Source organism: Magnetofaba australis IT-1, assembly GCF_002109495.1.
Taxonomy (GTDB): domain Bacteria; phylum Pseudomonadota; class Magnetococcia; order Magnetococcales; family Magnetococcaceae; genus Magnetofaba; species Magnetofaba australis.
The window spans coordinates 352,408-376,703 of the sequence record NZ_LVJN01000020.1 but is presented as its reverse complement, the minus strand read 5'-3'; the positions used below and the strand labels follow the sequence as shown (position 1 = coordinate 376,703).

Annotated in this window: 23 protein-coding genes; 11 read left to right on the top strand and 12 right to left on the bottom strand. The window is 60.8% G+C overall.

Features of this window, described 5'->3' with window-relative positions; all coding sequences use genetic code 11:
- Positions 1–2: 2 nt before the first annotated feature.
- Positions 3–545 carry a DUF4124 domain-containing protein gene (locus tag MAIT1_RS13880; protein WP_085443513.1) on the bottom strand — a complete coding sequence of 181 codons (543 nt, stop codon included), beginning with the start codon at positions 543–545 and terminating at the stop codon, positions 3–5.
- Between the two features lie 133 nt (positions 546–678).
- Positions 679–1,779 (bottom strand): GTP pyrophosphokinase, encoded by a 1,101-nt coding sequence (locus tag MAIT1_RS13875; RefSeq protein WP_085443512.1) that lies wholly within the window; start codon positions 1,777–1,779, stop codon positions 679–681.
- Between the two features lie 212 nt (positions 1,780–1,991).
- Here MAIT1_RS13875 and MAIT1_RS13870 point away from each other — a divergent pair, with 212 nt between their 5' ends.
- On the top strand, positions 1,992–2,459 hold the full coding sequence (locus tag MAIT1_RS13870) for a YMGG-like glycine zipper-containing protein (RefSeq protein WP_198947898.1): 468 nt from the start codon (positions 1,992–1,994) through the stop codon (positions 2,457–2,459).
- Positions 2,460–2,517: 58 nt separating this feature from the next.
- On the opposite strand, the gene MAIT1_RS13865 is transcribed toward MAIT1_RS13870, so the two are convergent.
- Complete coding sequence (locus MAIT1_RS13865) at positions 2,518–3,414, bottom strand: Ppx/GppA phosphatase family protein (RefSeq protein WP_085443511.1); 897 nt, start codon at positions 3,412–3,414, stop codon at positions 2,518–2,520.
- 416 nt (positions 3,415–3,830) lie between these two features.
- Between MAIT1_RS13865 and MAIT1_RS13860 the strand changes: the two genes are divergently transcribed.
- From MAIT1_RS13860 to MAIT1_RS13825, 8 genes are all read left to right on the top strand, one after another.
- On the top strand, positions 3,831–4,391 hold the full coding sequence (locus tag MAIT1_RS13860; protein ID WP_414673649.1) for a peptidylprolyl isomerase: 561 nt from the start codon (positions 3,831–3,833) through the stop codon (positions 4,389–4,391).
- 208 nt (positions 4,392–4,599) lie between these two features.
- Entirely contained in the window at positions 4,600–7,662 is a 3,063-nt protein-coding gene (locus tag MAIT1_RS13855; protein ID WP_085443510.1) for a PAS domain-containing protein, read from the top strand.
- Positions 7,663–7,824: 162 nt separating this feature from the next.
- Complete coding sequence (locus MAIT1_RS13850) at positions 7,825–8,385, top strand: transglycosylase SLT domain-containing protein (protein ID WP_349678496.1); 561 nt, start codon at positions 7,825–7,827, stop codon at positions 8,383–8,385.
- 17 nt (positions 8,386–8,402) lie between these two features.
- Entirely contained in the window at positions 8,403–9,431 is a 1,029-nt protein-coding gene (locus MAIT1_RS13845; protein WP_085443508.1) for a hypothetical protein, read from the top strand.
- A gap of 163 nt (positions 9,432–9,594) precedes the next feature.
- Positions 9,595–10,788 (top strand): HD-GYP domain-containing protein, encoded by a 1,194-nt coding sequence (locus MAIT1_RS13840; protein ID WP_085443507.1) that lies wholly within the window; start codon positions 9,595–9,597, stop codon positions 10,786–10,788.
- A gap of 389 nt (positions 10,789–11,177) precedes the next feature.
- Positions 11,178–11,615 (top strand): hypothetical protein, encoded by a 438-nt coding sequence (locus MAIT1_RS13835; protein WP_085443506.1) that lies wholly within the window; start codon positions 11,178–11,180, stop codon positions 11,613–11,615.
- A 77-nt stretch (positions 11,616–11,692) separates the two neighbouring features.
- Positions 11,693–12,431 (top strand): IS1 family transposase gene (locus MAIT1_RS13830; protein WP_414673634.1). Its coding sequence is split into 2 segments (ribosomal slippage): positions 11,693–11,989 and positions 11,991–12,431, totalling 738 coding nucleotides; the frame shifts between segments, so codons are not numbered across the junction.
- A 59-nt stretch (positions 12,432–12,490) separates the two neighbouring features.
- On the top strand, positions 12,491–12,859 hold the full coding sequence (locus MAIT1_RS13825; protein ID WP_143814847.1) for a hypothetical protein: 369 nt from the start codon (positions 12,491–12,493) through the stop codon (positions 12,857–12,859).
- A 418-nt stretch (positions 12,860–13,277) separates the two neighbouring features.
- Here MAIT1_RS13825 and ahcY read toward each other — a convergent pair whose 3' ends face one another.
- From ahcY to MAIT1_RS13780, 9 genes are all read right to left on the bottom strand, one after another.
- A complete protein-coding gene (ahcY, locus tag MAIT1_RS13820; protein WP_085443504.1) occupies positions 13,278–14,711 on the bottom strand; it encodes an adenosylhomocysteinase in 1,434 nt (477 codons plus the stop codon).
- Between the two features lie 150 nt (positions 14,712–14,861).
- A complete protein-coding gene (gene metK, locus MAIT1_RS13815) occupies positions 14,862–16,025 on the bottom strand; it encodes a methionine adenosyltransferase (RefSeq protein WP_085443503.1) in 1,164 nt (387 codons plus the stop codon).
- A 280-nt stretch (positions 16,026–16,305) separates the two neighbouring features.
- Positions 16,306–17,181 (bottom strand): RNase adapter RapZ, encoded by an 876-nt coding sequence (rapZ, locus tag MAIT1_RS13810; RefSeq protein WP_085443502.1) that lies wholly within the window; start codon positions 17,179–17,181, stop codon positions 16,306–16,308.
- A gap of 42 nt (positions 17,182–17,223) precedes the next feature.
- Positions 17,224–18,801: an RNA polymerase factor sigma-54 gene (locus tag MAIT1_RS13805; protein ID WP_085443501.1), complete on the bottom strand. Its 1,578-nt coding sequence runs from the start codon at positions 18,799–18,801 to the stop codon at positions 17,224–17,226.
- An 83-nt stretch (positions 18,802–18,884) separates the two neighbouring features.
- Complete coding sequence (gene lptB / locus MAIT1_RS13800; protein ID WP_085445467.1) at positions 18,885–19,640, bottom strand: LPS export ABC transporter ATP-binding protein; 756 nt, start codon at positions 19,638–19,640, stop codon at positions 18,885–18,887.
- Positions 19,641–19,657: 17 nt separating this feature from the next.
- Positions 19,658–20,209, bottom strand: coding sequence for an LptA/OstA family protein (locus MAIT1_RS13795; protein ID WP_158089500.1), 552 nt, complete (start codon positions 20,207–20,209; stop codon positions 19,658–19,660).
- 38 nt (positions 20,210–20,247) lie between these two features.
- Positions 20,248–20,823 (bottom strand): LPS export ABC transporter periplasmic protein LptC, encoded by a 576-nt coding sequence (lptC, locus tag MAIT1_RS13790; protein WP_085443499.1) that lies wholly within the window; start codon positions 20,821–20,823, stop codon positions 20,248–20,250.
- A 32-nt stretch (positions 20,824–20,855) separates the two neighbouring features.
- A complete protein-coding gene (locus tag MAIT1_RS13785) occupies positions 20,856–21,440 on the bottom strand; it encodes a KdsC family phosphatase (RefSeq protein WP_085443498.1) in 585 nt (194 codons plus the stop codon).
- A gap of 14 nt (positions 21,441–21,454) precedes the next feature.
- Positions 21,455–22,414, bottom strand: coding sequence for a KpsF/GutQ family sugar-phosphate isomerase (locus MAIT1_RS13780; protein ID WP_085445466.1), 960 nt, complete (start codon positions 22,412–22,414; stop codon positions 21,455–21,457).
- A 256-nt stretch (positions 22,415–22,670) separates the two neighbouring features.
- On the opposite strand from MAIT1_RS13780, the gene MAIT1_RS13775 reads away from it, so the two are divergent.
- Positions 22,671–23,816, top strand: a complete 1,146-nt coding sequence (locus MAIT1_RS13775; protein WP_085443497.1) for a CBS domain-containing protein — start codon at positions 22,671–22,673, stop codon at positions 23,814–23,816.
- Positions 23,817–23,868: 52 nt separating this feature from the next.
- Positions 23,869–24,282, top strand: coding sequence for a CoA-binding protein (locus MAIT1_RS13770; RefSeq protein WP_085443496.1), 414 nt, complete (start codon positions 23,869–23,871; stop codon positions 24,280–24,282).
- The last annotated feature ends 14 nt before the right edge of the window (positions 24,283–24,296 follow it).

Sequence of the window (24,296 nt, the reverse complement as noted above, 5' to 3'; positions counted from 1 at the left end):
GCTTACTTGTTGACGCTCTGCATCAGTTGCTGAATCTCAGGATTTTTGCTCAGCGCCTGCAGTTTTTTGCTCTTTTGCAGATAGCGCACATCGCCGTTTTTGATGGCGCGCATCAGATACTGGTCGTTGAGCACCGCCTGCACCTCCTTGGAGTTCTGCATCTGCAGAATTTTGACCATGGTTTGCGGGTCGGAGTTGAGAATCACCTGCTGCGCCTTGGTCATCTCTTCAGCCAGTTGCTGACGCGTTTTTTTCAGCGCCTCCTGCTTGGCGTTGGCGCTGATAAAGTTCGGCGCCTGCTGTTGCGCCTCCTGCTGCGGCGTATTGTTGGGGGGCGTCACGCCCGGCTCCGTGCCCAAACGCTCCAATCGCTTATGGTATTTCTGCTTTTCGCCACTCATGCACGGCTTGTTGCGCCACACGGACTGACCTTGGGCGTCCACGCATTCATAAATGTCGGCATTGGCCATGCGCGGCGCAGCCAGAATGAGAAAAGTCACAGCGACGAGGGATGCGCCGCAAAGAAAACGGTGGAATTTCATCATGCCATGCTCCGGTGCTTCCAGGACGTCGGATCGCGCCTGGATAGGAATGGATGGCTCTATGGTATCCGGGATCGCGCAAGGACGCCAGCGTCACTTGCCGCTTAAGAAGAGAAGTCGAAAACGCGGTCGGGGCTTACCAGTGGTCCAGATCGTCGGCCAGATCGTCGCGCTCCAGCAGCGGACCGATCTCAGTGCGATCCAGATAGAGCAGAATCTGATCGGCCTTCTGCGACGAGGCGGCCAGGGTGTAGCAGACCATGTAGACGCTGATGCCGCGCCAAAGGGCGGCGTAGTCGCGCTCGCCGCCATGGCGACTGAAGAGCTGTCCGCCGATGCCGAGAATCGACTTGCGCTGGGTGCGCAACTCATTCTCCAGCTGGGTCATGGTGGTGACGTCAACGTAGGCCAGATGCTCCAGCAATTTGTCGATGAAGGCGTCGTTATCCTGCACATTGACATTGATGGTGGCGGCCAGCCGGGCGTCCAGATCGCGACAGGTGGGGTTCTCGCGCACAAAGTCCAGCAACGCATCGCGCCCGACGGGATCGCGACGCACCTGCGGTTTATCCTCCGAGGCCGACTGCGCCGCCTCTTGCGCCTTACGCTGTTCGTAGGGCTTGAGGAATTGGTGGATCTCGTTGTACTCCTGATCAGCCAACTCCAGCAGTCCGGCGACGCGGGCGAACTGCCGACGGCGCTCCCGGGGGAAGCTCTCACGGGTGGTGTAGCCCATCACCGCTTCGATCTCCGCCCAACTGTGTTGCAGCAGGGAGCGCACTTGGATCTCCGCCTGACAACCGACGAAGCGCTTGTATTCGATCAAGCGCAGGCGCGACTCCAGCATGCTGGCGATGTAGTGGCGCGCGCCGTAGCCCCAGCGTTCCGGGTCCAGCGCCTCGCCGCGATCGAAGATGAAGGCTTCGTCGATCTGGAACTCTTTGCGGATCTGATCGGCCACCTGGTCCACTTCCGATTGGAAGAAGGTGACGATGCGGATCCCCACCAGATCCTTGACCTCTTCCAGACGAGTATAGGGGGGGCCGGAGAGGAGTTTGCGCCGCAGGCTGTCGCGGCTTTTGACGCGACCGGTGACGGAGAAGACGCGCGGGCCGTTTTCGGCCAGGAACTCGGTCAGCAGCGTGACCTGACGGCTCATAAAATCCTCATAGAGGTTGCGCCGTTCGTCATAACGCTCGATGATGCGCTCCAGGGTGATGTCGTCCACCGTGCTCATGCCGCTGCGAGGGCTCCAGAAGTTGTGCGCACCAAGCCGCGCCACGCGGTCAAAAATGCACAGGAGTTGAAACCAATGGGGCAAAATTGCGACACTATATTCAGGGAAACACCGTCCTGAGGGAAGAGAAATTCGCCCACAGCGGCCATTGAAACACAGACTTCGCCCGTATAACAGGAATCAAACGGGATAAACGTCCAGGAGATGCACACATGAGTCGGAATAAAAGCGCTGTTCTGAGTGGCATGATTGCGGTTGCCATCGCTGCGCCGCTGGCGCTCGCCGGCTGCGCCAACAACGCCCAACAGGGCGCTGGCGTCGGCGCTCTGGCGGGCGCCCTGGCCGGTTCGCTGACCAGCAAGTCCAAAAACAAGGAGCAGAACGCGCTCATCGGCGCGGCCATTGGCGGCGCCTTGGGCTACATGATTGGCAACGAGATGGACAAGGCGGATAAACAGCGCCTGCGCGACGTCTATGAGACCTCGCCCTCCAACAAGACCTCCAGCTGGGTCAACCCCGACTCCGGCAACCAGTATCGCGTCACCCCCAAACCGGCGGTCACCTCCCGCAGCGGCCAGGTGTGTCGCGACGCCGAGATCGAAGCGGTGATCGATGGCCGTCGCGAAACCGTGGTGCAGCGCGCCTGCCGTCTGCCCGATGGACGCTGGGAAGCGGGTTGATCCCGACAACTGCGCTCAGAAACAAAAGGCCCGCATGCGGTGCGGGCCTTGCGCCATATCAGCAGTTGACCAGCCCCTCCAGATAGCGCCGGTGCATGTAGCGCACCATGCCGTCTGACAGGCCGATCTGCGGCACGATGTAGCGCCCCAGTCCGGCCCAACGCGCCACCCGCAGGTAGATCTGCGCGGCGGGCACGATGACATCGGCGCGGTCGTGGCGCAGCCCCAACTGGCGCATGCGCGACTCCATACTCATCTCCGCCAACTCGCTGTGGATGGCGGCCAGGGCGGTCACCGGCAGCCCCTCCTTCTTCTTGCGCCCGGTCATTTTGAAGATCTTGTTGATGTTGCCGCCGGAGCCGATGCCGGTGAGGGGCTCATAGGCGGGCGTATGGACGAAGATCCACGCCTCCATGGCGCGCCACTCCTCCGGATTCACCAAACCCTGTTTCAGGCGCACAGTGCCGATTTTGAATGAGCGCGCCATCACCCGCGAGCCCTCGTGCAGAATGGTCAATTCCGTGCTGCCGCCGCCCACATCCACAAACAGATAGTCGCCCTTGTCGTACTGCCCTTCATCGCGGTTGAAGGCGATCAGATCCGCCTCGCGCTCACCGTCGATAATGTCGATACGCAAACCCAACTCGCGCCACACCCGTTCGACCGTGGCCGGGCCATTGGCGCAGCTGCGCAGCGCCGACGTGGCGCAAGCCATGAAATCCTCTGGCTCGAAAAAATCGATCAGCTGCTTGAACGCGCTCATCACTTGCAGAAAACGCTCCTGCGTGCGCGGGGTGAGCGCGCCATGGGTGAAGGCGTCCTCACCCAGCCGCAGCGGCACGCGGTAGAGGTCCTCCTTGCGCAACAGCGGCGGCGCGTCGTCGCTGGATTCATACACGCGGGCAATCAGCAGACGCACGGCGTTGGAGCCGATATCGATGGCGGCGAATCTCACGGGCTTTCCAAAGCAGTAGGGTCAAGCGCCACAGATGTGGGCGGGATGGGCGGGAACGCGCGGGGCAAAAAAAACCCGCCTAAAGTGGACTGGTGTGTTGCATCCTGTCGTCAAGGAGAGGCTGCAACCATCACGCGACTTCAGACGGGGTTATATTTAAAATAGGCTCATATTTGGCGCAAGGCAAATTCATTCTCCCAACAAGGTGGATTTCTTTTTCGAATGTTTGCCCGGGACCTTGCGCGCCCGTCACGGCGCGCCTGCACGCGGCGACTTGGCCTGGAGCGGGCAAATCGGCTATCTTCTCTCTCTTTCAGCATACGACGCCCGATCGTCGCTTCGGCATGGAGGCCACTATGGCGCGCCTGCGCACCCATCTTACCCGTTTTACCCACACCTTCTGGCTGGCTCTGTGGATGCTGGTCGGAACACTGAACTTCGCGCCCGCCCAGGCCGCTGGCGCGACAATCGCACTAGGAGACGAAGTCATGGTTCTGATTTCCACCACCAAAGGCGACATCAAGGTCGCTTTGAACGCCGACAAAGCCCCCATCAGCGTGGACAACTTCCTCGCCTATGTGGATAGCGGCTTTTACAACGGCACCATCTTCCACCGCGTCATCCCCAACTTCATGGTTCAGTGCGGCGGCATGGATGAGAACATGCGCGAGAAATCCACCAATGCGCCCATCAAGAACGAAGCCGACAACGGCCTGGGCAACAAACGCGGCACTCTGGCCATGGCCCGCACCAGCGTGGTGGACAGCGCCACCTCGCAGTTCTTTATCAACGTCAATGATAATGACTTCCTCAACCACGGCGGCCGCGACTTCGGCTATGCGGTGTTTGGCGAGGTGGTCGAGGGCATGGATGTGGTGGACGCCATCGTCAACTCCCCGACTGGCAACAAGGGTTTCCACCAGGATGTGCCGGTTGAGCCGATCTTCATCAACAGCGTCACGCGGTTGAGCGAATAAGCTTTGCGTCGCCCATGCGGCGGCGCATTGACAAACTCAGAGTGTATTTTGTAAAAAACCGACGCCTTGGCGTCGGTTTTTTTCGTTTATTGGCGAACAATTTTGCTAAACTCGGCAGAGTCGTGCAATTTAGCCCCTTGAGAACACACGCCTTACCCTGATCACACGCCACCGCAGCGGGCGCGCAGCCCCGCAATTGAGTTCATCAATGTCGAGTGCGTCGCGCATCCCCATATTTGCGGTCCTGACCGCCCTGTTTTGCGCTGTCAGCAGCAGCGCGCCCACCGCCGCCTCTGCCGCAGACGCCGAGGCCCCGCCGCACGCCGCCAAACTGCACAATCCCACGCCCTCCCCCGCGCCCTGGCTGGGCCTGACCGCACTGGCGCTGCTCGCCTCAGCAACACTGCTGGCTCTCCGCTCGCGCAACATCCAGCAAAAGACTCACAACAACGCAGACCTGGACGCCCAAAGCCATGAACTGGCGCTGCTGTCGGACCAATACGATAAACAGCACGCCGAGCTATTTCGTCTGCGTCAACGCGCCGAGCAGCTCAATTTGGCCCTGGCGAGCACCGAAGGGGCCATGTGGGAGTGGCATATTCTCAGCGGCCGCGCCGAGTTCAGCCCCCATTCGGAAACCGTTCTGGGCTACCCGCCCGGCGCCCTGACGCCCCATGTGGACACATGGATAGGCCTCCTGCACCCAGATGATCGGGATGCCGCCACCACCGCATTGAAAAACTATGTCGAAGGACGCGCCAGCAGCTACAGGCAGGAGTATCGGGTGCGTCGCGCTGACGGGAGCTGGTGTTGGATCCTCTCACGCGGGCTCATCAGCGAACGTGACGCCCAGGGACGTCCGCTGCGCATGGTGGGCTCCCACGTCAACATCACGGAGTGGCATGAACGGGAATCCTCGCTGCGCGAACAGGAGCAGCGCCTGCAGTACGCCATGCTCGGTTCCGGTGATGGCATCTGGGATTGGAATATCGCCAGCGGGCATGTCTATTACAGCCCCCGGTGGTTGGAGATGGTGGGACTGGATCCCGACCGGACTGACCTTAACGACTACACGGCATGGGAGTCGCGCATCCACCCGGATGACCGGGACGCCACCGTGGCAAAATTGCAAAAGGAGCTTCTCAACGGCTCTGGGGCATACAGCCGCGAGTTCCGCATGCGCCACGCTGAGGGCCACTGGGTGTGGATTCTCACCCGGGGACGCGTGGTGGAGCGGGATATCGCAGGCAAGCCCCTGCGCGCCGTGGGCGCCCACAGCGACATCACGGAACGCAAGAATTTGGAGTTGGCGTTGGCCGAAAGCGAAACGCGCCACCGGCAACTGTTCTATCAAAATAAAGCGGTAGAGCTACTCATCGACCCCGCCGATGGGCGCGTTATGGACGCCAACCAGGCCGCCCTGGAGTTCTATGGCTACTCCCGCGAGCAGCTGCAGAGCATGCGCATCGATCAGATCAACACGCTCACGCCACAAGAGGTAGCCGAGGAGATGAGTGCGGCGCGCTCGGAAGAGCGCACCCACTTCTTCTTCCGTCATCGGTTGGCCAATGGCGAAGAGCGTGATGTGGAGGTGCACTCCGGACCCATTCACACCGAGCAGGGCGACCTGCTCTACTCCATTGTCCACGATATCACCGACCGCCGACGCGCCGAGCGCTCGCTGCAGGAGAACCGCAGTAAACTGGCCGCATCGCATCAACGTCTACAAACGATTCTGGACGGCATTGACGGCATTGTGCTGGTGGCCTCGCTGCGCACCCATGAGGTGCTGTTCGTCAACCTGCATGGACGCAGCATGACGCCAGCAGGCGAACCGTGCTGGCGCTTGTATGGCGACTCGCTGGAAGCCGCCAAGTCGGCTGGGTTCCAGAGCAATGCGCTGGTGGCCTCACGCAGCGCAGTCACGCTCTATCGCAACGCCTTCAACCAACGCTGGTACGCCGCGCGCGTCAGTGTGATCACCTGGGTCGATGGCGGCCCGGCGCGACTGGAAGCGGCCACCGATGTCACCATGCAGCAGGAGATGATGGAAAGCCTGCGCGCCGCCAAACTGGAAGCCGAAGCCGCCAGTCGTGAAAAGAGTCGTTTCCTGGCCGCCATGAGCCACGATATTCGCACCCCCATGAACGCCGTGCTGGGGATGAGCGAGATGCTCTCTGAAGGCGAATTGAACGCCGAACAGCGCGGCTATGTGCGCACCATCAACCATGCGGGAGAAACCTTGCTGGCGCTGATCAACGACATTCTGGATCTCTCCAAAATCGAGGCGGGCCAACTGCAATTGGAGCCAGAACCCTTCAACCTGAAACAGTTGGCCTCCGCCACCTGCGACATCCTCGCCGTGCGCGCGGAACGCAAAGGGTTGATGCTGGAGCAGTCCTACTGCGACGACGCCGATGCGCTGTTCCTGGGCGACGCGCAGCGCCTGCGCCAAATTCTGCTCAATCTGCTGGGCAACGCCATCAAATTCACCCGCAGTGGCGGCGTGCGGTTAGAGGTCGAGCACGCCGAAGACGCCGAATCCATCTTCCACTTCCGCGTTATCGACGACGGTCCCGGCGTTCCGCTGGACCAACAGGAGGCGATTTTTGAACCCTTTGCCCAGGCCCACGCCAAGGATGAAGCAGGCATGGGGGGATCGGGCCTGGGTCTCTCCATCTGTCGCCACCTCACGGACATGATGGATGGTCATCTCTGGGTGGTGAGCGATGGACAATCCGGCAGCGTGTTTCACCTCGCCCTACCCTTGCCACACGCGCAGATGCACGCAGGAGAGCAGACCCCGAAAATCCCATCCGAACTCGTCAATCCAGGGCGCGCCGCCAGTTGGAGCGCCTCCGCCGAAGCGCTTCTGACGGTGCTGATTACCGATGACTCCGAGGACAATCGCTTCCTGATTCGCAGCTTTCTCAAACACACGCCGCACCGTCTACTGGAGGCGACCAATGGCGAACAGGCGATTCAGCGCTATGCAGAGGAGCGTCCCGACGTGGTGTTGATGGATGTACAGATGCCCGGCATGGATGGTTATGCCGCCGCAACCCAGATCCGTGAGTTGGAAGCGCGCAATGAGTGGCCCGCCGCCCGCATCATCGGCCTGACCGCGCACGCCATGCGGGAAGTGCAAGAGCGCATGATCCAAGCTGGCTGCGACATGTGCCTGACCAAGCCCATTCGCAAACTGCGTCTACTGGAGGCGATCACGCCGCAACAGACGCAATCCCAGCCCCGCCCAGGCGGCCAAATTTGACAAAATCCCGACACTCTTGATAAAAAGGGAGTTGGCGTTGATCGCATGCAGGCGATGCGGCGGCATACACAGCAAGACCATGATCCGTGCGTCACATTGCGAACCATGAAACGACTTTTGCCATCCTTCTCCCCTCTGCGCGCCCCAGCGCTTCTGGTTGGCGTGGCATTGGCGTGGATTGTCCTGACTGCGCCGCAGCCAGCGCTGGCGGACATCTACGCCTTTGTGGACAAGGATGGCGTTATTCACATCTCCAACAAGCCCTCGGATAAACGCTATCGGCGCTTGATGCGGGTGGAGAGCGACGGTCGGCGCAAAGGGGTCTATTCGGGCAAGTACGCCAGCCTGATTTATAAAGAGGCGCGGCGCAATCGCATCGACCCGGCCCTGGTGCGCGCGGTGATTCGCGTGGAGTCCAGCTTCAATCCCGACGCCGAGTCCCATAAGGGCGCAGTAGGGCTGATGCAGTTGATGCCCCGCACCGCCGCACAGTACGGCGTGCGCAATCGCCGCGACCCCAGCGCCAACGTGCGCGCCGGTTCAAAGCACCTGCGCAAACTGATGCTGATGTACAACAACGATCTGCGTCTGACCCTGGCTGCTTACAATGCGGGAGAAGGCGCGGTAAAAAAGTACGGCAATCGCATTCCTCCTTACCCGGAAACACAGAACTACGTGGCCAAAGTGCTGCGTTACTATCGCCAATATCAACGCGCCATGTGAGCAGGATACCGCATCCCATGCCCAAGAACGCCGCTGTCTCCTCCCGCGTCTCCTCGTTGCTGTTGGCGGCGGCCTGCTTCACCGTGCTGTGGTCGGCCGCCCCGCGCGCGGCGCAGGCTGAAGCGCCGCAATTTGGCTCACAGAAGTTCTTTGTGGATGATTTCAATCGCGCCCCCGGCCCCATTATCGGCAACGGCTGGCTGATTGGCCGCGCCCCAGAAGGGTGTGAAACCCTGGCCGAGGCGGGCGTGGCGCCGCCGCCGCCCCAGGTGGCGGTGTATCAGATGACCCCGGTGTCGCTGCAGGATGGCCGCATTCTGGTGCAGGAGAGCCGCAGCCAGGCCCCGTGGCAGATCTGGCGCGTGTTCAACCGTCCCATCGACCGCCTGGAGCTGGACATGATCCCCGAGCGGGTCATGGGCGGGACCGACGACCGTGCGCGCATCGGCGTGCGGGTGCAGTTCGTGGATGACCGCGATCAGGTCATTGGCGAGATCTGGCGCTATGTCTACAACACCCACTACCTGCCGCCGCGCAACACCCCCAACCGCTATGTGCAGGGCGTCAAAGCCTTCTTTGACGCGCAGCCGCGCCATGTGGTGATTGATGTCGCCGACATCGCCCGCGTGCATCTCAAAGACCTCGAGATGGACCGTGTGGCGCAGACCCGCGTGATGTTGGAGCTGACCGCCGGATGGTGCGGCTCAGACATCGCCGGGAGTTTCGACAATGTGGTCGCCTACGCCGAGCGCGAGCCGATTTTTGAGTTCTCGCCACAGGAGGTGCTGGCCATCACCCGCTCGGCGCAGACCTTTTTCACCAATCAGTCCGCCGGATTCCCCAACAACTGGATCATGGACCTGAAAGTGACCCATGGGGATCGCCGTCTGTCGCGCTGGGTGGAGGCGCTGCGCTCTTATCGCGCTCAACATCCGCGCGACTTCCCCTCCCTGACGGCGCAACTCAGCGACCAGACGGGACTGCCCGCCATGGCGACGGGGTTTGCGCTATTGACCCTGCTGGATAACTACGCGCCCATTCGCTAACGCGCGTCTGCGCCGCCGCCGAGCTTCATAGACGTGGCCAAGCATTGATTTAATAAGCCTCTTTCGTTCTGCATTCTTGACACTTATTATAATCTCGACGCAACACGTTCTTAAACTGAGGCTGCAGCCCCATCAAGCCGCGCCATTTGACGAGACCGCCAAAATGGAAGCGTATATTCCGATTCCCACCGCCGAATTGCCCTTAGAGAAGATTTACGACTTCAGCGTCTTCCTCATTCGCGGCGCCGAATACGTGCTGTTTCGCGAGGGCAACCTGCCCATGGAGTCCGCCGTTGTCTCCCGCTTGCGTGAGAACGGGACCGAGCATGTCTTCATCCATGCACGAGATTATGGCAAATACGCCGCTGCGTTTGTGCAGGATCAACCGCTTAAGCCTGGGGTGAACCCGCTGGCGCGCTACTGTCAGGAGCAGTTCGTGCCAGTCTCGCGCACTGCACTGCAAGAGGGGTGGACTCTGCCCATCACCCTCTACCGGCTGCACAAAGGCGCGCCTGTGCCCACAGCGGCCCCCAATCTGCCGGGAGTGGAGAAGCGAATACTTCCCGCGCACCGCAGCAAAGCTTATAAACTGCTCATCCGCAAACAGGATCTGGCGGCGTTTCAAGCCTTTCTGCAAGCCCAGCTGGCGCAACAGGCCACTTACGACCCGCTCAACGCCACAGGCGGCACGCTGCTGCGCGAATCGATGAAATTGGCCGCTTATGGCGCTTACGATACGGACGAGCCCGCAAAGGGACGCGAAGCCGCTGAAGCCGCCATTGCCCAGACGTTGCCCATCATTCTGAACAACAGGGATAGCTGCTATGGGCTGTTGATGGGGGATCAGGACAATTTCCACACCCTCACCCATGCGGTCAACGTGAGTGTGTTGAGCATGGGGTTGGGCGCCTACAAGAATCTCCCCGACGCTGACTTGGCGGTCTTGGGACTGGGCGCTCTATTGCATGACGTAGGACGGCGCATTCTCGACCCCACAGACATGTTTGAGATGATTGAGGCCAACCCGGCCTGGCATGAGGAGGTGGTGGAGCACCCGGAGGTGGGGGCGCGCTTCTGTGTGGAGCAGGCGGGATTGGATCACCAGGTGGCGCAGATTGTGGCGCAACATCACGAGTGTCCTAACGGAGAGGGTTTCCCTGCGGGGTTGCGCAATGAGGGATTGCCGCTGCTGTCGCGGATTGTGGCGTTTATGGAGGTGTACGACTCGCTGACCAGCCAGACGGGCAAGCGGGACGCCATGACGCCGTTCAAGGCGCTGGGGGCGATGCGCAAGATGGGCGATAAGGTTGATCAGGCGTTGCTGACGGATTTTGTGCGTTCGCTGGGCGAGTCATAAGTGTTTGCGTGACGCAGGTCGGCCCAACACTGTCTAATGGGCCGCCGACTGGTCGGCGGCGGGGTCTGGGGGCCGCTGTCCCCAGCGGGTGTGGGCAGCGCCCACGGTGTGGCAGTGGCAGTAGTCTTTGGCCGTTTCCCCATTGAACAAGGGTGGGCGCCAGTACGAAGTTGGATAAGAAGCGCGCAACGAGAAGCCAGCACGAAGGCCGTTGGGGAAACGGCGGGTGAGCAGGCGCGCAGCGCCGTCGCCCGCAGGGCGGCGAACTGCAGTAGAGCTTCGAGCTTGGGAAAGTTGAAAAGTGTTTTCTGGAATTAACTTAGCCAACCAAGCCCTTAAGAGTATACTCAATATAAATTATTTGTGAAAACATAACCGATGGAACTTATATGTTTAGTTTCGGACATCTTTTATCAGCCATTGTCGGTGCATCGATCGCCGCAATTGCCAATTATTATTTTAATACAAAACACCACGAAGCCAAAGTCAGAAGCGAAAGGAGCGAAATCGCTGCTTCCTATATTGCGTTAATGTGCAAAATCCTGGGAGCCAAAAGTTATGTTAAAGATGCGCTCAACATCACAAACAATAAAATGAAAAGCATTGAAAACGACATTCAATCGAGAGTTTCTAATTCTGGGGATACAGAAATTAATGAATGGTATTATTTATATGTTAGCTTTGCAGAGTTCATGAAATCAAATAGCCCAGAAATAAAAATTGAAAAAGAGAAATCCGCAGCATTGATGGCGCGAGAATTGAAAAACATGGAGGGCTATATACAGGACTATATAAAAGAATACAAGCTACCTTACGATATTTGGTAGTGGCTCCGTTTAGCTGATTTTGTATAAAACTTGCATGGATTTGGCCATCGTTCTCACATGGATAGTGGAGAAAACAGATGGCCATGATTACCGTGCATTGCCCAGAATGTGGAAGCCAAAACGTTGTAAAGAATGGCAAACAGTCCAATGGGAAGCCGCGCTTCCGCTGCGACAATCCAGACTGTAAACGCCGCTATTTCCAAACGACCTACACCCACAAAGGGCGTCAACCAGAGGTAAAACGTCAAATCCTTGAGATGACTCTTAACGGCGCTGGGATTCGTGACACCTCTCGCGTCCTGGGTGTCGGGCGCAACACCATCACCCGAGAGATAAAAAAACACCGGAATCTCACAGGTGAATCTTCCACTTCTGGCTGAACTGGCTTCCGATACGCCGGTCGACGTGGTTCGGGTTGATCAAGCAGAAGCTGATGAAATGTGGTCCTATGTCGGCAGCAAGGCCAACCCTCGATGGATTTGGCATGCCATCGAACGCCAGTCAGGCCGCGTCCTGGCATATGTCTTCGGAACTCGGAAAGATGCTGTGCTCAAAGAGCTGCGTAAACTGCTGGAGCCTTTTGGCATCGCCAACCTGTTTACCGATGATTGGGGCGCTTACCATCGCGTCCCATTGGCCCCAAATCATTTCGTGGGCAAGCGCAACACTCAGCGTATTGAGCGCAAGCATCTGACTTGGCGCACTCGCATCAAGCGACTGGCCAGAAAGACCATCTGCTTCTCCAAATGCGAGGTGATGCACGACACGGTCATTGGCCTGTTTATCAACCGCTACGAGTTTGGTCTGGAAATATAGTGATCAGCTAAACGGAGCCACTACCCGATATTTTATCAAAACTACCAATTACGGCACAGGTGGACTATCATGTCCTCAACGGGCATTTTGGAACCCTCACGGGCCATATCATGCAGTTTCAGGGCTTTCTCGACCGCAAAGAGGAAGTAAGCGAGAGCCTTATTATAGACATCTACCAGACAAGCCTAGAAATATTTGAGTGTTCTGGAAGATTAGTGTCAATGTTGGCAAAAACATTTGGCTTCTCAGAAGAATCAATAAAGAAAATCGCTGATAAATATAGTGCAAACATTTGGATGGAGCATCATGAGAAATCAAAGAAGAAAAAACAATATACGATAATAAAAGAAGATATTGCCACTAGAGGAAACATTATTAATTCAACTGAAAAGAAACAGAAAGACCAATACACCGAAAGTAAAGACTAAGAATTCTTGTGAAATCGGAGATTTATTTCTTCATACCACCGCCCGCAAACACTTTTTGACTTTCCCTGGCTTTGAGTCCTACTGCATTCGCCGTCCTGCGGACGACGGCCCTGCGGGCCTGCTCACCCGCCGTTTCCCCGACGGCCTCCGTGCTGGCTCGACGTTCCGAGCGTCTTCTCCAACTCCCTGCTGGCTCCACTCTCTTCAATGGGGAAACGGCTAAAGACTACTGCCACACCGTGGGCGCTGCCCACACCCGCTGGGGGCAGCGGCCCCCAGACCCCGCCGCCGACCAGTCGGCGGCCCGTTAGACAGCGCAAGACCAAGCTGCGTCACGCACACACTTTGACTCCGTGCTGGCGCAAAAAAAAGAGCCGCCCCTTTCGGGACGGCTCTCTTAATTTCTACCTCGCGCGACTTAGTAGCGATAGTGCGCAGGCTTGTACGGACCCTCCACCGGCACGCCAATATAATCGGCCTGCTTCTGGGTCAGGGTGGTCAGGTGCGCGCCAATCTTCTTGAGGTGCAAACGCGCCACCTTCTCATCCAGAATCTTGGGCAGAATGAAGACGTTGTTGGTGTACTCTTCGCTCTTGGTGAAGAGCTCAATCTGCGCCAGAGTCTGGTTGGTGAAGCTGGCGGACATCACGAAGCTGGGGTGGCCGGTGGCGCAACCCAGGTTCACCAGGCGGCCCTGCGCCAGCAGGGTGATCTTCTTGCCGTCGGGGAAGATGATGTGGTCCACCTGCGGCTTGATGTTGTCCCAATCATAGGTGCGCAGGGAGGCCACGTTGATCTCGTTGTCGAAGTGACCGATGTTGCAGACGATGGCTTCATCCTTCATCGCCGCCATATGGTCATGGTCGATCACGTTGAAGTTGCCGGTGGTGGTGACGAAGATATCGCCCACAGAGGCGGCTTCGTCCATGGTCACCACGCGGTAACCTTCCATCGCCGCCTGCAGCGCGCAGATGGGGTCGATCTCGGTGACCCAGGTGGTGGCGCCCATGCCGCGGAAGGCCTGCGCGCAACCCTTGCCCACGTCGCCATAACCCAACACCACGCAGATCTTGCCCGCCACCATCACGTCAGTGGCGCGCTTGATGCCGTCCAGCAGAGACTCGCGGCAACCGTAGAGGTTGTCGAATTTGGACTTGGTCACTGAGTCGTTGACGTTCATGGCCGGGAACATCAGCTCACCGGATTTCTCCATCTGATACAGACGGTGCACGCCGGTGGTGGTCTCCTCGGTCACGCCCTTGATCCCCTTGGCCATCTCGGTCCACTTGGTGGGGTTCTCGGCGTAGTTCTTGGCCAGCAGCTTGAGCACCTCGGTCCACTCTTCGCTGTCCTCAGCGGTGGGCTCGGGCACTTTGCCGGCTTTTTCGTACTCGGCGCCCTTGTGCACCAACAGGGTGGCGTCGCCGCCGTCGTCCAGAATCATGTTGGGGCCTTCGCCATTGCCCCAATCCAGCGCCTGCTCAGTACACCACCAGTACTCCTCCAGGGTCTCGCCTTTCCAGGCATAGACGGGCACGCCCGCAGCGGCAATGGCGGCGGCGGCGTGATCCTGGGTGGAGAAGATGTTGCAGGAGGCCCAACGCACCTGAGCGCCCAGATCCACCAGGGTCTCGATCAGCACGGCGGTCTGAATGGTCATATGCAGCGAGCCGGTGATGCGCGCGCCCTTGAGGGGTTGCGCGGCGCGGAACTCGTCGCGAATGGCCATCAGGCCGGGCATTTCGGTCTCGGCGATCTGAATCTCTTTACGGCCCCATTCGGCCAGGGCCATATCGGCGACTTTGTAATCCTGACCAGCGACCAGATTGGCTTTGTTAAGGGCTTCATTCATGACTTGGGATGCTCCCTGAAAGGTTTGCAACGCCCGGCGCGCCGTCACTGGACGCGGGACGAAATTCGGTTAGCGTAACGCAAACCGCTCCCGCCATCTGCATATGAGATGACGGGAGCGGCAAGAAAACTCTGATTTCCTGAAGGAAACTTACAGACCGGCGGCTTGGCGCAGGGCGTCGGCCTTGTCGGTGTTCTCCCAGGAGAAGCCGGGACGGCCAAAGTGACCGTAAGCGGCGGTGGGCTTGTAGATGGGACGCAGCAGGTCCAGCTGTTTCACAATGGAGCCCGCGCGCAGGTCGAAGTGCTCTTTGACCAGCTCGGCGATGCGCTCATCGGTCACCGCGCCGGTGCCGAAGGTCTCCACCATCAGCGACATCGGCTTGGAGACGCCGATGGCGTAGGCCACCTGCACTTCGCAGCGCTCGGCCAGACCGGCGGCGACGATGTTCTTGGCCACATAGCGCCCCATGTAAGCGGCGGAGCGGTCCACTTTGGAGGGGTCCTTGCCGGAGAAGGCGCCGCCGCCGTGGCGACCCATGCCGCCGTAGGTGTCGACGATGATCTTACGACCGGTCAAACCGCAGTCGCCCACCGGGCCGCCAATAACGAAGCGACCGGTCGGGTTGATGTGGTACTCGGTGCCCGCATGCAGCATTTCAGCGGGCAGAATCGGTTTGATGATCTCTTCCATCACCGCTTCGGTCAGCGTCTTATGCTCAATCTCCGGGCCGTGCTGGGTGGAGAGCACCACCGCATCGATGGCCACCGGCTTGCCGTTTTCGTAGCGGAAGCTGACCTGGGATTTGGCGTCCGGGCGCAGCCAAGACAGCGCGCCATTTTTGCGCACATGCGCCTGACGCTCCACCAGACGGTGCGCGTAGTAGATGGGCGCGGGCATCAGGTGTTCGGTTTCGTTGCAGGCGAAGCCGAACATCAGGCCCTGGTCGCCGGCGCCCTGGTCGAGGTCGATGCCCTCGCCTTCGTTGACGCCTTGGGCGATGTCCACGGACTGCTTGTCCAGGGAGACGAACACCGCGCAGGAGTCGGCGTCGAAGCCCATGGCGTCGCAGGAGGTGTAGCCGATTTCGCGAATGGTGTCGCGAGCGACGTTCTGGTAGTCCACCACAGCGTTGGTGGTGATCTCGCCGGCCAGGGTGACAAAGCCGGTGCTCACCATGGTTTCGCACGCCACGCGGGATTTGGGATCCTGCGCCAGCAGAGCGTCGAGAATCGCGTCGGAGACCTGATCGGCGACTTTGTCGGGATGGCCTTCAGAAACCGATTCGGAGGTGAACAGATAGTTACGGGACATGGTTGGTCTTCTCCAGTGCGCCGAATAGCGTGTTAAACGTGCCATAACGAACGCCGCTCAGGGCGACGCGAAAGAGAACCAGAACGCCTAACGCCCCGCAAATGGGGGCCATTCTGGTGGAAATATCACGACGGGCGGTTGCCTGATTGACGCATGCTTCCAGGTTCCACCGCCGCTGGCAAGGGTTTTCCCGCATCCCATGGCGGCGGGAGCGCGAAATCGCCTCAGATTCACAGGGAAACCGTGATCGTGTGCTGCTAGCAATTTTTTTGCCAGCTCGCTAACCGTGATGCCGATCCAGATCCCGGTGCCGCACCAGAGCCGCGTGACCATGCTGGTTCAGATGGTCGCGCAACCGCTCCACCAGGTAGACCGAACGGTGTCGGCCGCCAGTGCAACCAATATCAATGGTCAAATAGCGTTTACGCTCCGCGCGAAAACGGGGGATTAGATAGTCCAACAGATTGACCATGTGGGTCAGAAAACGCTCCGCTTCGTCATCCCGCTCGAGAAAATCGCGCACCGGCGCATCCAGCCCAGAGAGGTGACGCAGTTGCGGATCATAGTGGGGATTGGCCAAAAAGCGCCCATCGAACACCATATCGGCATCGGTGTTGGCCCCGTGCTTGAAGCCAAAGGAGCGCAAAAACACCGTCAAATCTTCGCCCATGGCGTCATGGTCGTAGAGTTTATCGAGCAGCTCTTTGAGCTCACGGGGGGTCATATTACTGGTGTCCACCACCAGATCGGCCATCTCCCGCAGCGGCTCCTGGAAGGCGATCTCCCGTTCAACCGCTTCACGCACGGTCACGCCCAAAGCCAAGGGGTGGCGACGGCGGGTCTCGCGATAGCGCGTCACCAGCATCTCCACATTGGCCTCCAGATAGAGGCTCTCCACCCGCAGCCCGGCGCAGGCGCGTTCGCGACACAGCTCTTGCAGATGAATCAGTCCGTGGGGGTCCGGCTCGCGCAGATGCACCCCCACCGCCACATGGCGACCGCTGCCGACAGAGAGTTCGGCCAATTGGGGAATCAGCTCCATGGGCGGGTTGTCCACCCATTGAAAGCCCAGATCCTCCAGATACTTCAACGCCACCGATTTGCCCGCGCCGGATAGTCCGGTCACCAACACCAGACGCTGTTGCGCACCACTCATCGGGTCTCCTTGCGGCGCCGCCGCCCTGCTTCAGATCGCGGCTTAGCCGCCCAACTGTTTGCGTCGCGAGGATGAAGGGATGCCCAGAGATTCTCGATACTTGGCCACCGTGCGACGGGCCACCTTGATGCCCTGTTCGCCCAACAGCTTGGCCAGTTTTTCATCGGAATAGGGGCGCCGCGGCGGCTCTTCGTCCACCAGTTTGCGAATCTTGTATTTGACCGCCTCCGAGGAGTGCGCTTCGCCAGTCTGCGAACCCAGGGAGGAGGAGAAGAAGTACTTCAACTCGAAGATGCCCCGGGGGGTGTGCATGTACTTGTTGCTGGTGACTCGGCTGGTGGTGGATTCGTGCACGCCGATGTCGTCAGCCACATCCTTGAGGATCAACGGCTTGAGATACTCCGGCCCCTTCTCCAGGAACTCCTCCTGGAAGCGCACGATGCTCTCGGCCACCCGGTAGATGGTGCTGGAGCGCTGCTCCAGGCTCTTGATGAGCCACTGCGCCGAGCGCGCGTTCTCCTGCAGGAAGCGCTTCTCCTGCGGCGACACCTGCCGCCCCAGGGAGTCCTGGTAGAGACGATTCAGACGCAGGCGCGGCTGGGTGTCAGGGTTGACCTCCACCACCCAGCGCCCCTGCAGCTTACGCACATAGACGTCGGGCACCACATAGCTGGGTTGGTCGCTGCCAAACGCCAGACCCGGTTTGGGATCCAGGCTCTGGATCACCGATACCGCATCGGCCAGCTCCTCTTCGGTCAACTTCAGCGTACGGCTGAGCTTGCGGAAGTCGCGCTTGGCCAGATCCTCCAGATTCTCCAACAGATCGGTATACGGAGGCTTGGCCAGCTTCTCGGCTTTGAGCTGCAGACGCAGACACTCGGCCAACGAGCGCGCGCCCACCCCGGAGGGTTCGAAGGACTGGATCAGCACCAGCACGTCGTCCAGATCCTCGAAGTCGGCGCCGGTGGCCTCGGCCAACGCCTCCAGACTCATGCACAGGTAGCCGTTCTCATCGATGGCGTCGATGATGGCCATGCCCAACACGCGCTCGGTGTCGTCACGGGCGGAGACGCCCAGCTGCCACATCAGATGGTCGGTGAGGGATTCGCCGCGGGAGATGGTGTTCTCCAGGGGCGGCGCTTCGCTGGATTGGTTGGCGGGGGCGTTTTCGAAGCTGCTGTGACTGGCGGCGTCGGAGTAGACATCCTCCCAGTTGGCGTCCACCGGCAGATCGTCGTTGATGCGGGCGTCGTCGGGGGTGGTCTCCGAGGCCATCTGATAGTCGGAATCGGAGTCCGAGCCGCCATCGTAATCATTGCCGCTGTCGAAGTCCGATCCACCGTCGTCGTCGCCTTCGCTGCGGCCGGATTCAGCATAGCTGGACTCCGCTTCGGTGGAGCCGCCGGAGCCCGAATCGATCATATCGCCGCCGCTGTCGGTCAAACCGTCGCCGCCGCCGTCATCCTCGCGCTCGAGCAGGGGGTTCTTCTCCAACTCCTCCTGCAGATACTCCTGGAGATCGAGGCTGGACATCTGCAGCAGACGGATGGCCATTTGCAACTGGGGCGTCATCACCAGTTGCATGCCCATGCGAAGTTTCAGCTCCAGACCCAACGCCATATTCGTTCTCTCCGTTCCCTCGCATTGTCGACGCCGCCCGAATGACGACGCCTCTGATTTCCGACCTTACCCACTTCAGAGGATCAGAACTGGAAATCTTCGCCCAGGTACATCCGTTTCACCTGTTCGTCCGCCACCACCGCCGCCGGGTCGCCGCTGGCCAACACCCGCCCTTGGGAGAGGATGTAGGCGCGATCGCAGATTCCCAGCGTCTCACGCACATTGTGATCGGTGATCAAAATGCCGATGCGCTTCTCTTTCAGATGGCGAATGATGGATTGAATATCCCCCACCGCCAGCGGATCCACCCCGGCAAACGGCTCATCGAGCAGAATGTAGCGGGGTTCGATGGCCAGCGCGCGGGCCACCTCCACCCGACGCCGCTCGCCGCCGGACAGCGCAAACCCCTTGGTGTTGGCCAGGTGCGCCACGCCCAACTCCAGCATCAGCGATTCAAGCCGTTGCAACTGCTTATCGCGGGGAATGGGCAACGTCTCCAGAATCGCCAGGATATTGTCGCGCACGGTGAGTTTGCGAAACACCGACGGCTCCTGCGGCAGATAAGCGATGCCCGCCCGGGCGCGCAGAAAAACCGGATCGCGGGTGATTTCGCGCCCATCGAGCACAATGCGCCCGGCGTCCGGCCCCACCAACCCCACAAACATGTAAAACGTGGTGGTTTTGCCCGCCCCATTGGGACCCAGCAGACCAACCACTTCGCCGGGGCGCACGTCGATGCTGACGCCATCCACCACCTGACGGGCGCGATAGCGCTTGACCAGATGGTCCGCCACCAACTCCCGGGGGGCGCCGTCCGACGCCGCGTCGGGCGCGCTCATCTGGGCGCCCGCCTCACTCATGGCTGCTGATCGCCCGCGCCGGCGCGCTCTTGCCCGGGAATGATTTTCATGGTCACCCGCCCGCCGGTGGCGCCGCCATCCACGCGCACGTTCTTCACCTGCCGGTTGGCGTTCAACGTCACCTTGATGCGCGCGCCGCGCACGTGATCTTTACCGAAGCGCACCGAAGCCGGTTCGCTCTTGCCGATCATCTCCAGACGGCGCTGTCCCACTTGATAGCGCGCCTCGCTGGCGTTGCCCTCGGTGTCGCCCTGCTTGAGGGTTACATCGCCCTGGGCGTAGATCTCTTGAATCAGCTCACGTTTATTGCGGCCATTTTCTGCGGGCAGATAGCGCACCGTCATGCGCCGCGCGGTCAGCCGCATCTCCCCCTCCACCGCTTCCACGCGGCCGGAGAAGACCGCCAACTGCTTGGCCTCATCCATCTCCAGGCGGTCTGAACTGATCACCAGCGCGGCGTTCTGGGAGGCGGCGTGCGTCGGCGCCGCGCCGAGGACTAGCGCCCATAATGCGCCCGCCAGGACGACTCCCCATCGTTTTGCCGACACGCCCGTTCTCGCTTTGCGCCGCACTGACCGTTTCCTCATCATCTGCCCGGCGACTCCACCCATTGGCGCGCGCCGCCCGTCAACCGCATTGTGACATCATGCAGAACCTCCAGGCGACGCCCCTCTTCGAGCAGTCGCATGCCCCGGCCCTGCAACTCGATTCCCTCTCTGACCGCCGTAAAAAACTCCTCATTATGGAGAATTTTTTGCTTCGGATCAAAGCGCAGCCGTTCAGTGAGCAAACGACCGCCATCGCCATCGTGCACCACCACGCTCTGCTCGAACGCCATCTCGCGATTGGCGCCCGCCACGCGACCGCTGCGGGCGGAGACCCGCACCACGCCGCCCTCGGCGCCATACAGCGTCAATCGTGGCTCCATCACGATGGTCCAGCCATCGGCGCCCTCCTGGGCGCGCGGCGCGCTCAAGGTCCAGCGCGTCTGACCGCCATCATACTGCACCAGATTGATGCCGGTCACCCGGGAACGGGCCGCGTCCTCGCCGGGGGTCGGATCGGCGACGTCCACGGTCTGGGTCTGATCCAGACGCCACAGCGCCGCGCCGATGATCGCCACCGGAATCAGCAAAAAGAGATTTTTGACGCCCTTGCGCACGCTTCTTCAGATCCTTCAACCGCCCGCGCGCTCTACTGAGCGGCGTGGCCATACGTCCCGGCGACCATGGCCGCGACGATCTCGTCCCAACGCCCCTGGGCGCGCAAAATATGATCGGCCAACTCGCGCACCGCGCCTTCGCCGCCCGCGGCGGAGGCTTGCCAATGGCTACGACGGCGCGTCTCTTCGTGGGCGTTGGCCGGACAGGCGGCCAAGCCAACGCGGCTCATCACGCCCAGATCCACCAGGTCATCGCCCATGAACGCGCACTGGTCGGCTGTCAGACCGCGCGTCGCCATCTCCTGTTCCAGGCAGGCCCATTTTTCATGCGCGCCCTGGTGGGCGAACGCCAGTTTCAACTCCCGCGCCCGCCGCGCCACCAGATCGGATTTGCGCGCGGTGATCACCCCCACCGCCACGCCCGCATCCAACAATAGACGCGCGCCCAGGCCATCCTGCACATTGAAGCGCTTCATCTCGCCGCCAGCGTTATCCAGATAGATGCCGCCATCGGTCAGCACGCCGTCCACATCCAGCGCCAACAGGCGAATCTTCGCTGCGCGTTCAGCCAGTTGCGGCGTCCACAGAGTGTTCTCTTCGCCTGCGTTCGGGATCATTTCGCCCCCTTGGCCTACGCCAGCCCGGCGCGCAGCAGATCGTGCAGATGCACCACCCCGGCCAGCGCGCCGCGATCCATCACGAACAGACTGGTGATCTGCCCCTGCTGCATCACCCGCAGCGCTTCGGCGGCCAATGCATCGGCCTCAATGGTTTTCGGGTTGCGCGTCATCATCTGCTTGGCGGTGGCGCTGAGCACGCCCTCGGCCTCCCACTCCAGATGGCGCCGCAAATCACCGTCAGTGATCACGCCCACCAACGCGCCGTCGGCGCTGCGCACGCCGGTTAGACCCAGCCGTTTGGCGGTCATCTCCAGCAGCGCCTCGCGCAGCGGCGCGTTCTCATCCACCAGGGGGATCTCCTCCCCCGCATGCATCACCCGGCGCACCGTGAGCAGCAGCTTGCGCCCCAGACTGCCGCCGGGATGGAACAGCGCAAAACGCTCCTCATCAAACCCACGCGCGGTCAGCAGCGCCACCGCCAGGGCGTCGCCCAAGGCGAGCGCGGCGGTGGTGGAGCTGGTGGGCGCCAGGTTCAGCGGGCACGCCTCGCGCGCCACCGACACGTCCAGCGCCACGTCGCTCATGCGCCCCAGAGTGGAGTCCAACTCCCCCACCAGGCTGATCAGTCCGGCGCCCAGACGTTTGATCACCGGCAGCAGGGCCAGCACCTCTTCGGTCTCGCCGCTGTTGGAAAACGCCAACACCACATCCTGCTGAGTCACCATGCCCAGATCGCCGTGGCTGCCGTCGCCGGGATGCAGAAACAGCGAGGGGGTCCCGGTGCTGGCCAGAGTGGCCGCCACCTTCTGCGCGATCAGGCCCGATTTGCCCATGCCGGTGGCCACCACCCGCCCCTGGCAGGCCAACAGCACGCGCACCGCCTCTTCAAAGCGGGCGTCGAGCCGATCGGCCACCGCGCGGATCGCCTCCGCCTCCAGGATCAGAACCTCTCGCGCCTGTTCGAGCATGATATTTGCATGAATGCGGTCTGTTAGGAAAGCCCATAATGCGCAACGCCGCCATTGCGTTTCAGGTCCGGTTAAGCGCACACGTTACCCTGTTTCCGCCGCTGGGGCAAAAAATCCGCGATGCGCGCCTGAGATTATTTCCGTTATTTTATCGGCATGGCGCGCTATCATGGGCGAATTCATCCGCCAAAGCACGCAGATCCACCCACGGCGCCCGCGCCCTTTCCGTTGCGCGCGGCTCACTGGTTGAGGCCCTGTCATGTACGTACGCGACCGCATGTTCCGCAATGTCATCACCCTCTCTCCCGGGGACACCCTGGCCGTGGCCATGCGCGCGGTGGCCCAGGGCGGCGGCCATGGACCGCCGGGGTTTGCGGTGGTGCTGGACCAGATGCGCTTGGTGGGGCTGCTCACCGAATTCGACATGCTCAAGTGGATCGTGCAGGGGCGCGACCCCCACAGCAAGACTCTGCGCGAGATGCGCCTGTCGGCGCCGGTGTCGGTGCGCGAGGAGACGCCGATTCAGGAGTTGATCGACCTGTATAACCAGCGCCGCTTCCGCCGCTTCCCCGTACTCAACGAGGATGGCGTACTCAGCGGCGGCATCATGGAGAAGCAGATTCTCGCCGCTCTGCCGCGCACCAGTCTGCTGATTCAGTTCCAGGTCGCCGACATGATCAGTCCGCCGCTGCCGGAGGTGGGACCCGACGTCAGTTATCGCGAAGCGGCCAAACTGATGATGGGCTGGCACCGCGGCTGTGTGGTGGTGGTGGCCGATCACGTCATGGTGGGCATCGTCACCGAGCGCGATCTGATCCGCCTGCGCATGGAGCCTGATTGGGATCCCGAACGACCGGTCTCCAGCTTCATGTCCCACAGCATCAACTATCTGACGCCGGAGACTGACCTCCTCAAGGCGCTGGACTTCTTTGTGGAGACCACCCACCGCCGCATCCCGGTGGCCGAGGCCGACGGCTCCTTCCGCGGCCTGCTCACACAGACGGCGGTGCTCAACGCCATGGTGCAGTCGGCGCGCTCGCACCAGGCGGTGCTCAATCCCGAGTCGATTCCTGAGCCCGCGCTGTGGTTCACCCCCGACGACAAACACGCCATCCTCGCCATCAACGCCATGGGCGGCAAACTGCTGCAGTTGAACCCCGAGGAGTGGGCCGGCCGCTCCGCTGAGGATCTGATGGAGGATCCAGACGTGCTGGACGCCCTGCACGTGCTGCTGCGCAACTGCGGCCACATCGACAATCTGAACCTGCCGGTGCGCACCGGCGCGGGCAATCGTCTGTGCGTGGCCTCCAGCTTCAGCCTGGTCAACACCCCCTCGGGGGGCTCGCGCATCTTCTGGAGCATCGGCGAGGAGACCCACTGCTCGGCGCCGAAATTTGGCCCTTAAATCAAATAGCTTGGAACTCTCTTCCGTTTACGGCAACAAATAGGTGAGACCCATGGATGACGCACAGATGATCGATCTGCTCAAACAGACCAAAACCATCGCCGTGGTGGGGCTGTCGCCCAAGCCCGAACGCGCCTCGCATCGCGTGGCCGCCTATTTGAAGGAGCAGGGCTACGTCATTATTCCGGTGCGCCCGGGCAGTGACGAGGTGTTGGGCGAAAAAGCCTATCCGTCGTTGGAGGCGATTCCGTCGGACATCGTTGTGGACATGGTGGATGTGTTCCGCAAGTCCGAAGACACCCCGGATGTGGTGCGCTCGGCGGCCGCCATCAAGGCCAAAAGCGTGTGGTTGCAGAAGGAGATTGCGCACCCGGAATCGGCGCGCATCGCTTCTGAGGCGGGCATGGCCTATGTGGAGGATCACTGCTTGATGGTGGAGCACCGCCGATTGGCTGATCAGCTGTAGCGTCTCTCACAAAC

Coding starts and splice junctions, on each gene's coding strand:
- MAIT1_RS13880 (WP_085443513.1), bottom strand. CDS start 545: ATGATGAAATTCCACCGTTTTCTTTGCGGCGCATCCCTCGTCGCTGTG.
- MAIT1_RS13875 (WP_085443512.1), bottom strand. CDS start 1,779: ATGAGCACGGTGGACGACATCACCCTGGAGCGCATCATCGAGCGTTAT.
- MAIT1_RS13870 (WP_198947898.1), top strand. CDS start 1,992: ATGAGTCGGAATAAAAGCGCTGTTCTGAGTGGCATGATTGCGGTTGCC.
- MAIT1_RS13860 (WP_414673649.1), top strand. CDS start 3,831: ATGCTGGTCGGAACACTGAACTTCGCGCCCGCCCAGGCCGCTGGCGCG.
- MAIT1_RS13855 (WP_085443510.1), top strand. CDS start 4,600: ATGTCGAGTGCGTCGCGCATCCCCATATTTGCGGTCCTGACCGCCCTG.
- MAIT1_RS13845 (WP_085443508.1), top strand. CDS start 8,403: ATGCCCAAGAACGCCGCTGTCTCCTCCCGCGTCTCCTCGTTGCTGTTG.
- MAIT1_RS13840 (WP_085443507.1), top strand. CDS start 9,595: ATGGAAGCGTATATTCCGATTCCCACCGCCGAATTGCCCTTAGAGAAG.
- MAIT1_RS13835 (WP_085443506.1), top strand. CDS start 11,178: ATGTTTAGTTTCGGACATCTTTTATCAGCCATTGTCGGTGCATCGATC.
- ahcY (WP_085443504.1), bottom strand. CDS start 14,711: ATGAATGAAGCCCTTAACAAAGCCAATCTGGTCGCTGGTCAGGATTAC.
- metK (WP_085443503.1), bottom strand. CDS start 16,025: ATGTCCCGTAACTATCTGTTCACCTCCGAATCGGTTTCTGAAGGCCAT.
- rapZ (WP_085443502.1), bottom strand. CDS start 17,181: ATGAGTGGTGCGCAACAGCGTCTGGTGTTGGTGACCGGACTATCCGGC.
- MAIT1_RS13805 (WP_085443501.1), bottom strand. CDS start 18,801: ATGGCGTTGGGTCTGGAGCTGAAACTTCGCATGGGCATGCAACTGGTG.
- lptB (WP_085445467.1), bottom strand. CDS start 19,640: ATGAGCGCGCCCGACGCGGCGTCGGACGGCGCCCCCCGGGAGTTGGTG.
- MAIT1_RS13785 (WP_085443498.1), bottom strand. CDS start 21,440: ATGATCCCGAACGCAGGCGAAGAGAACACTCTGTGGACGCCGCAACTG.
- MAIT1_RS13775 (WP_085443497.1), top strand. CDS start 22,671: ATGTACGTACGCGACCGCATGTTCCGCAATGTCATCACCCTCTCTCCC.
- MAIT1_RS13770 (WP_085443496.1), top strand. CDS start 23,869: ATGGATGACGCACAGATGATCGATCTGCTCAAACAGACCAAAACCATC.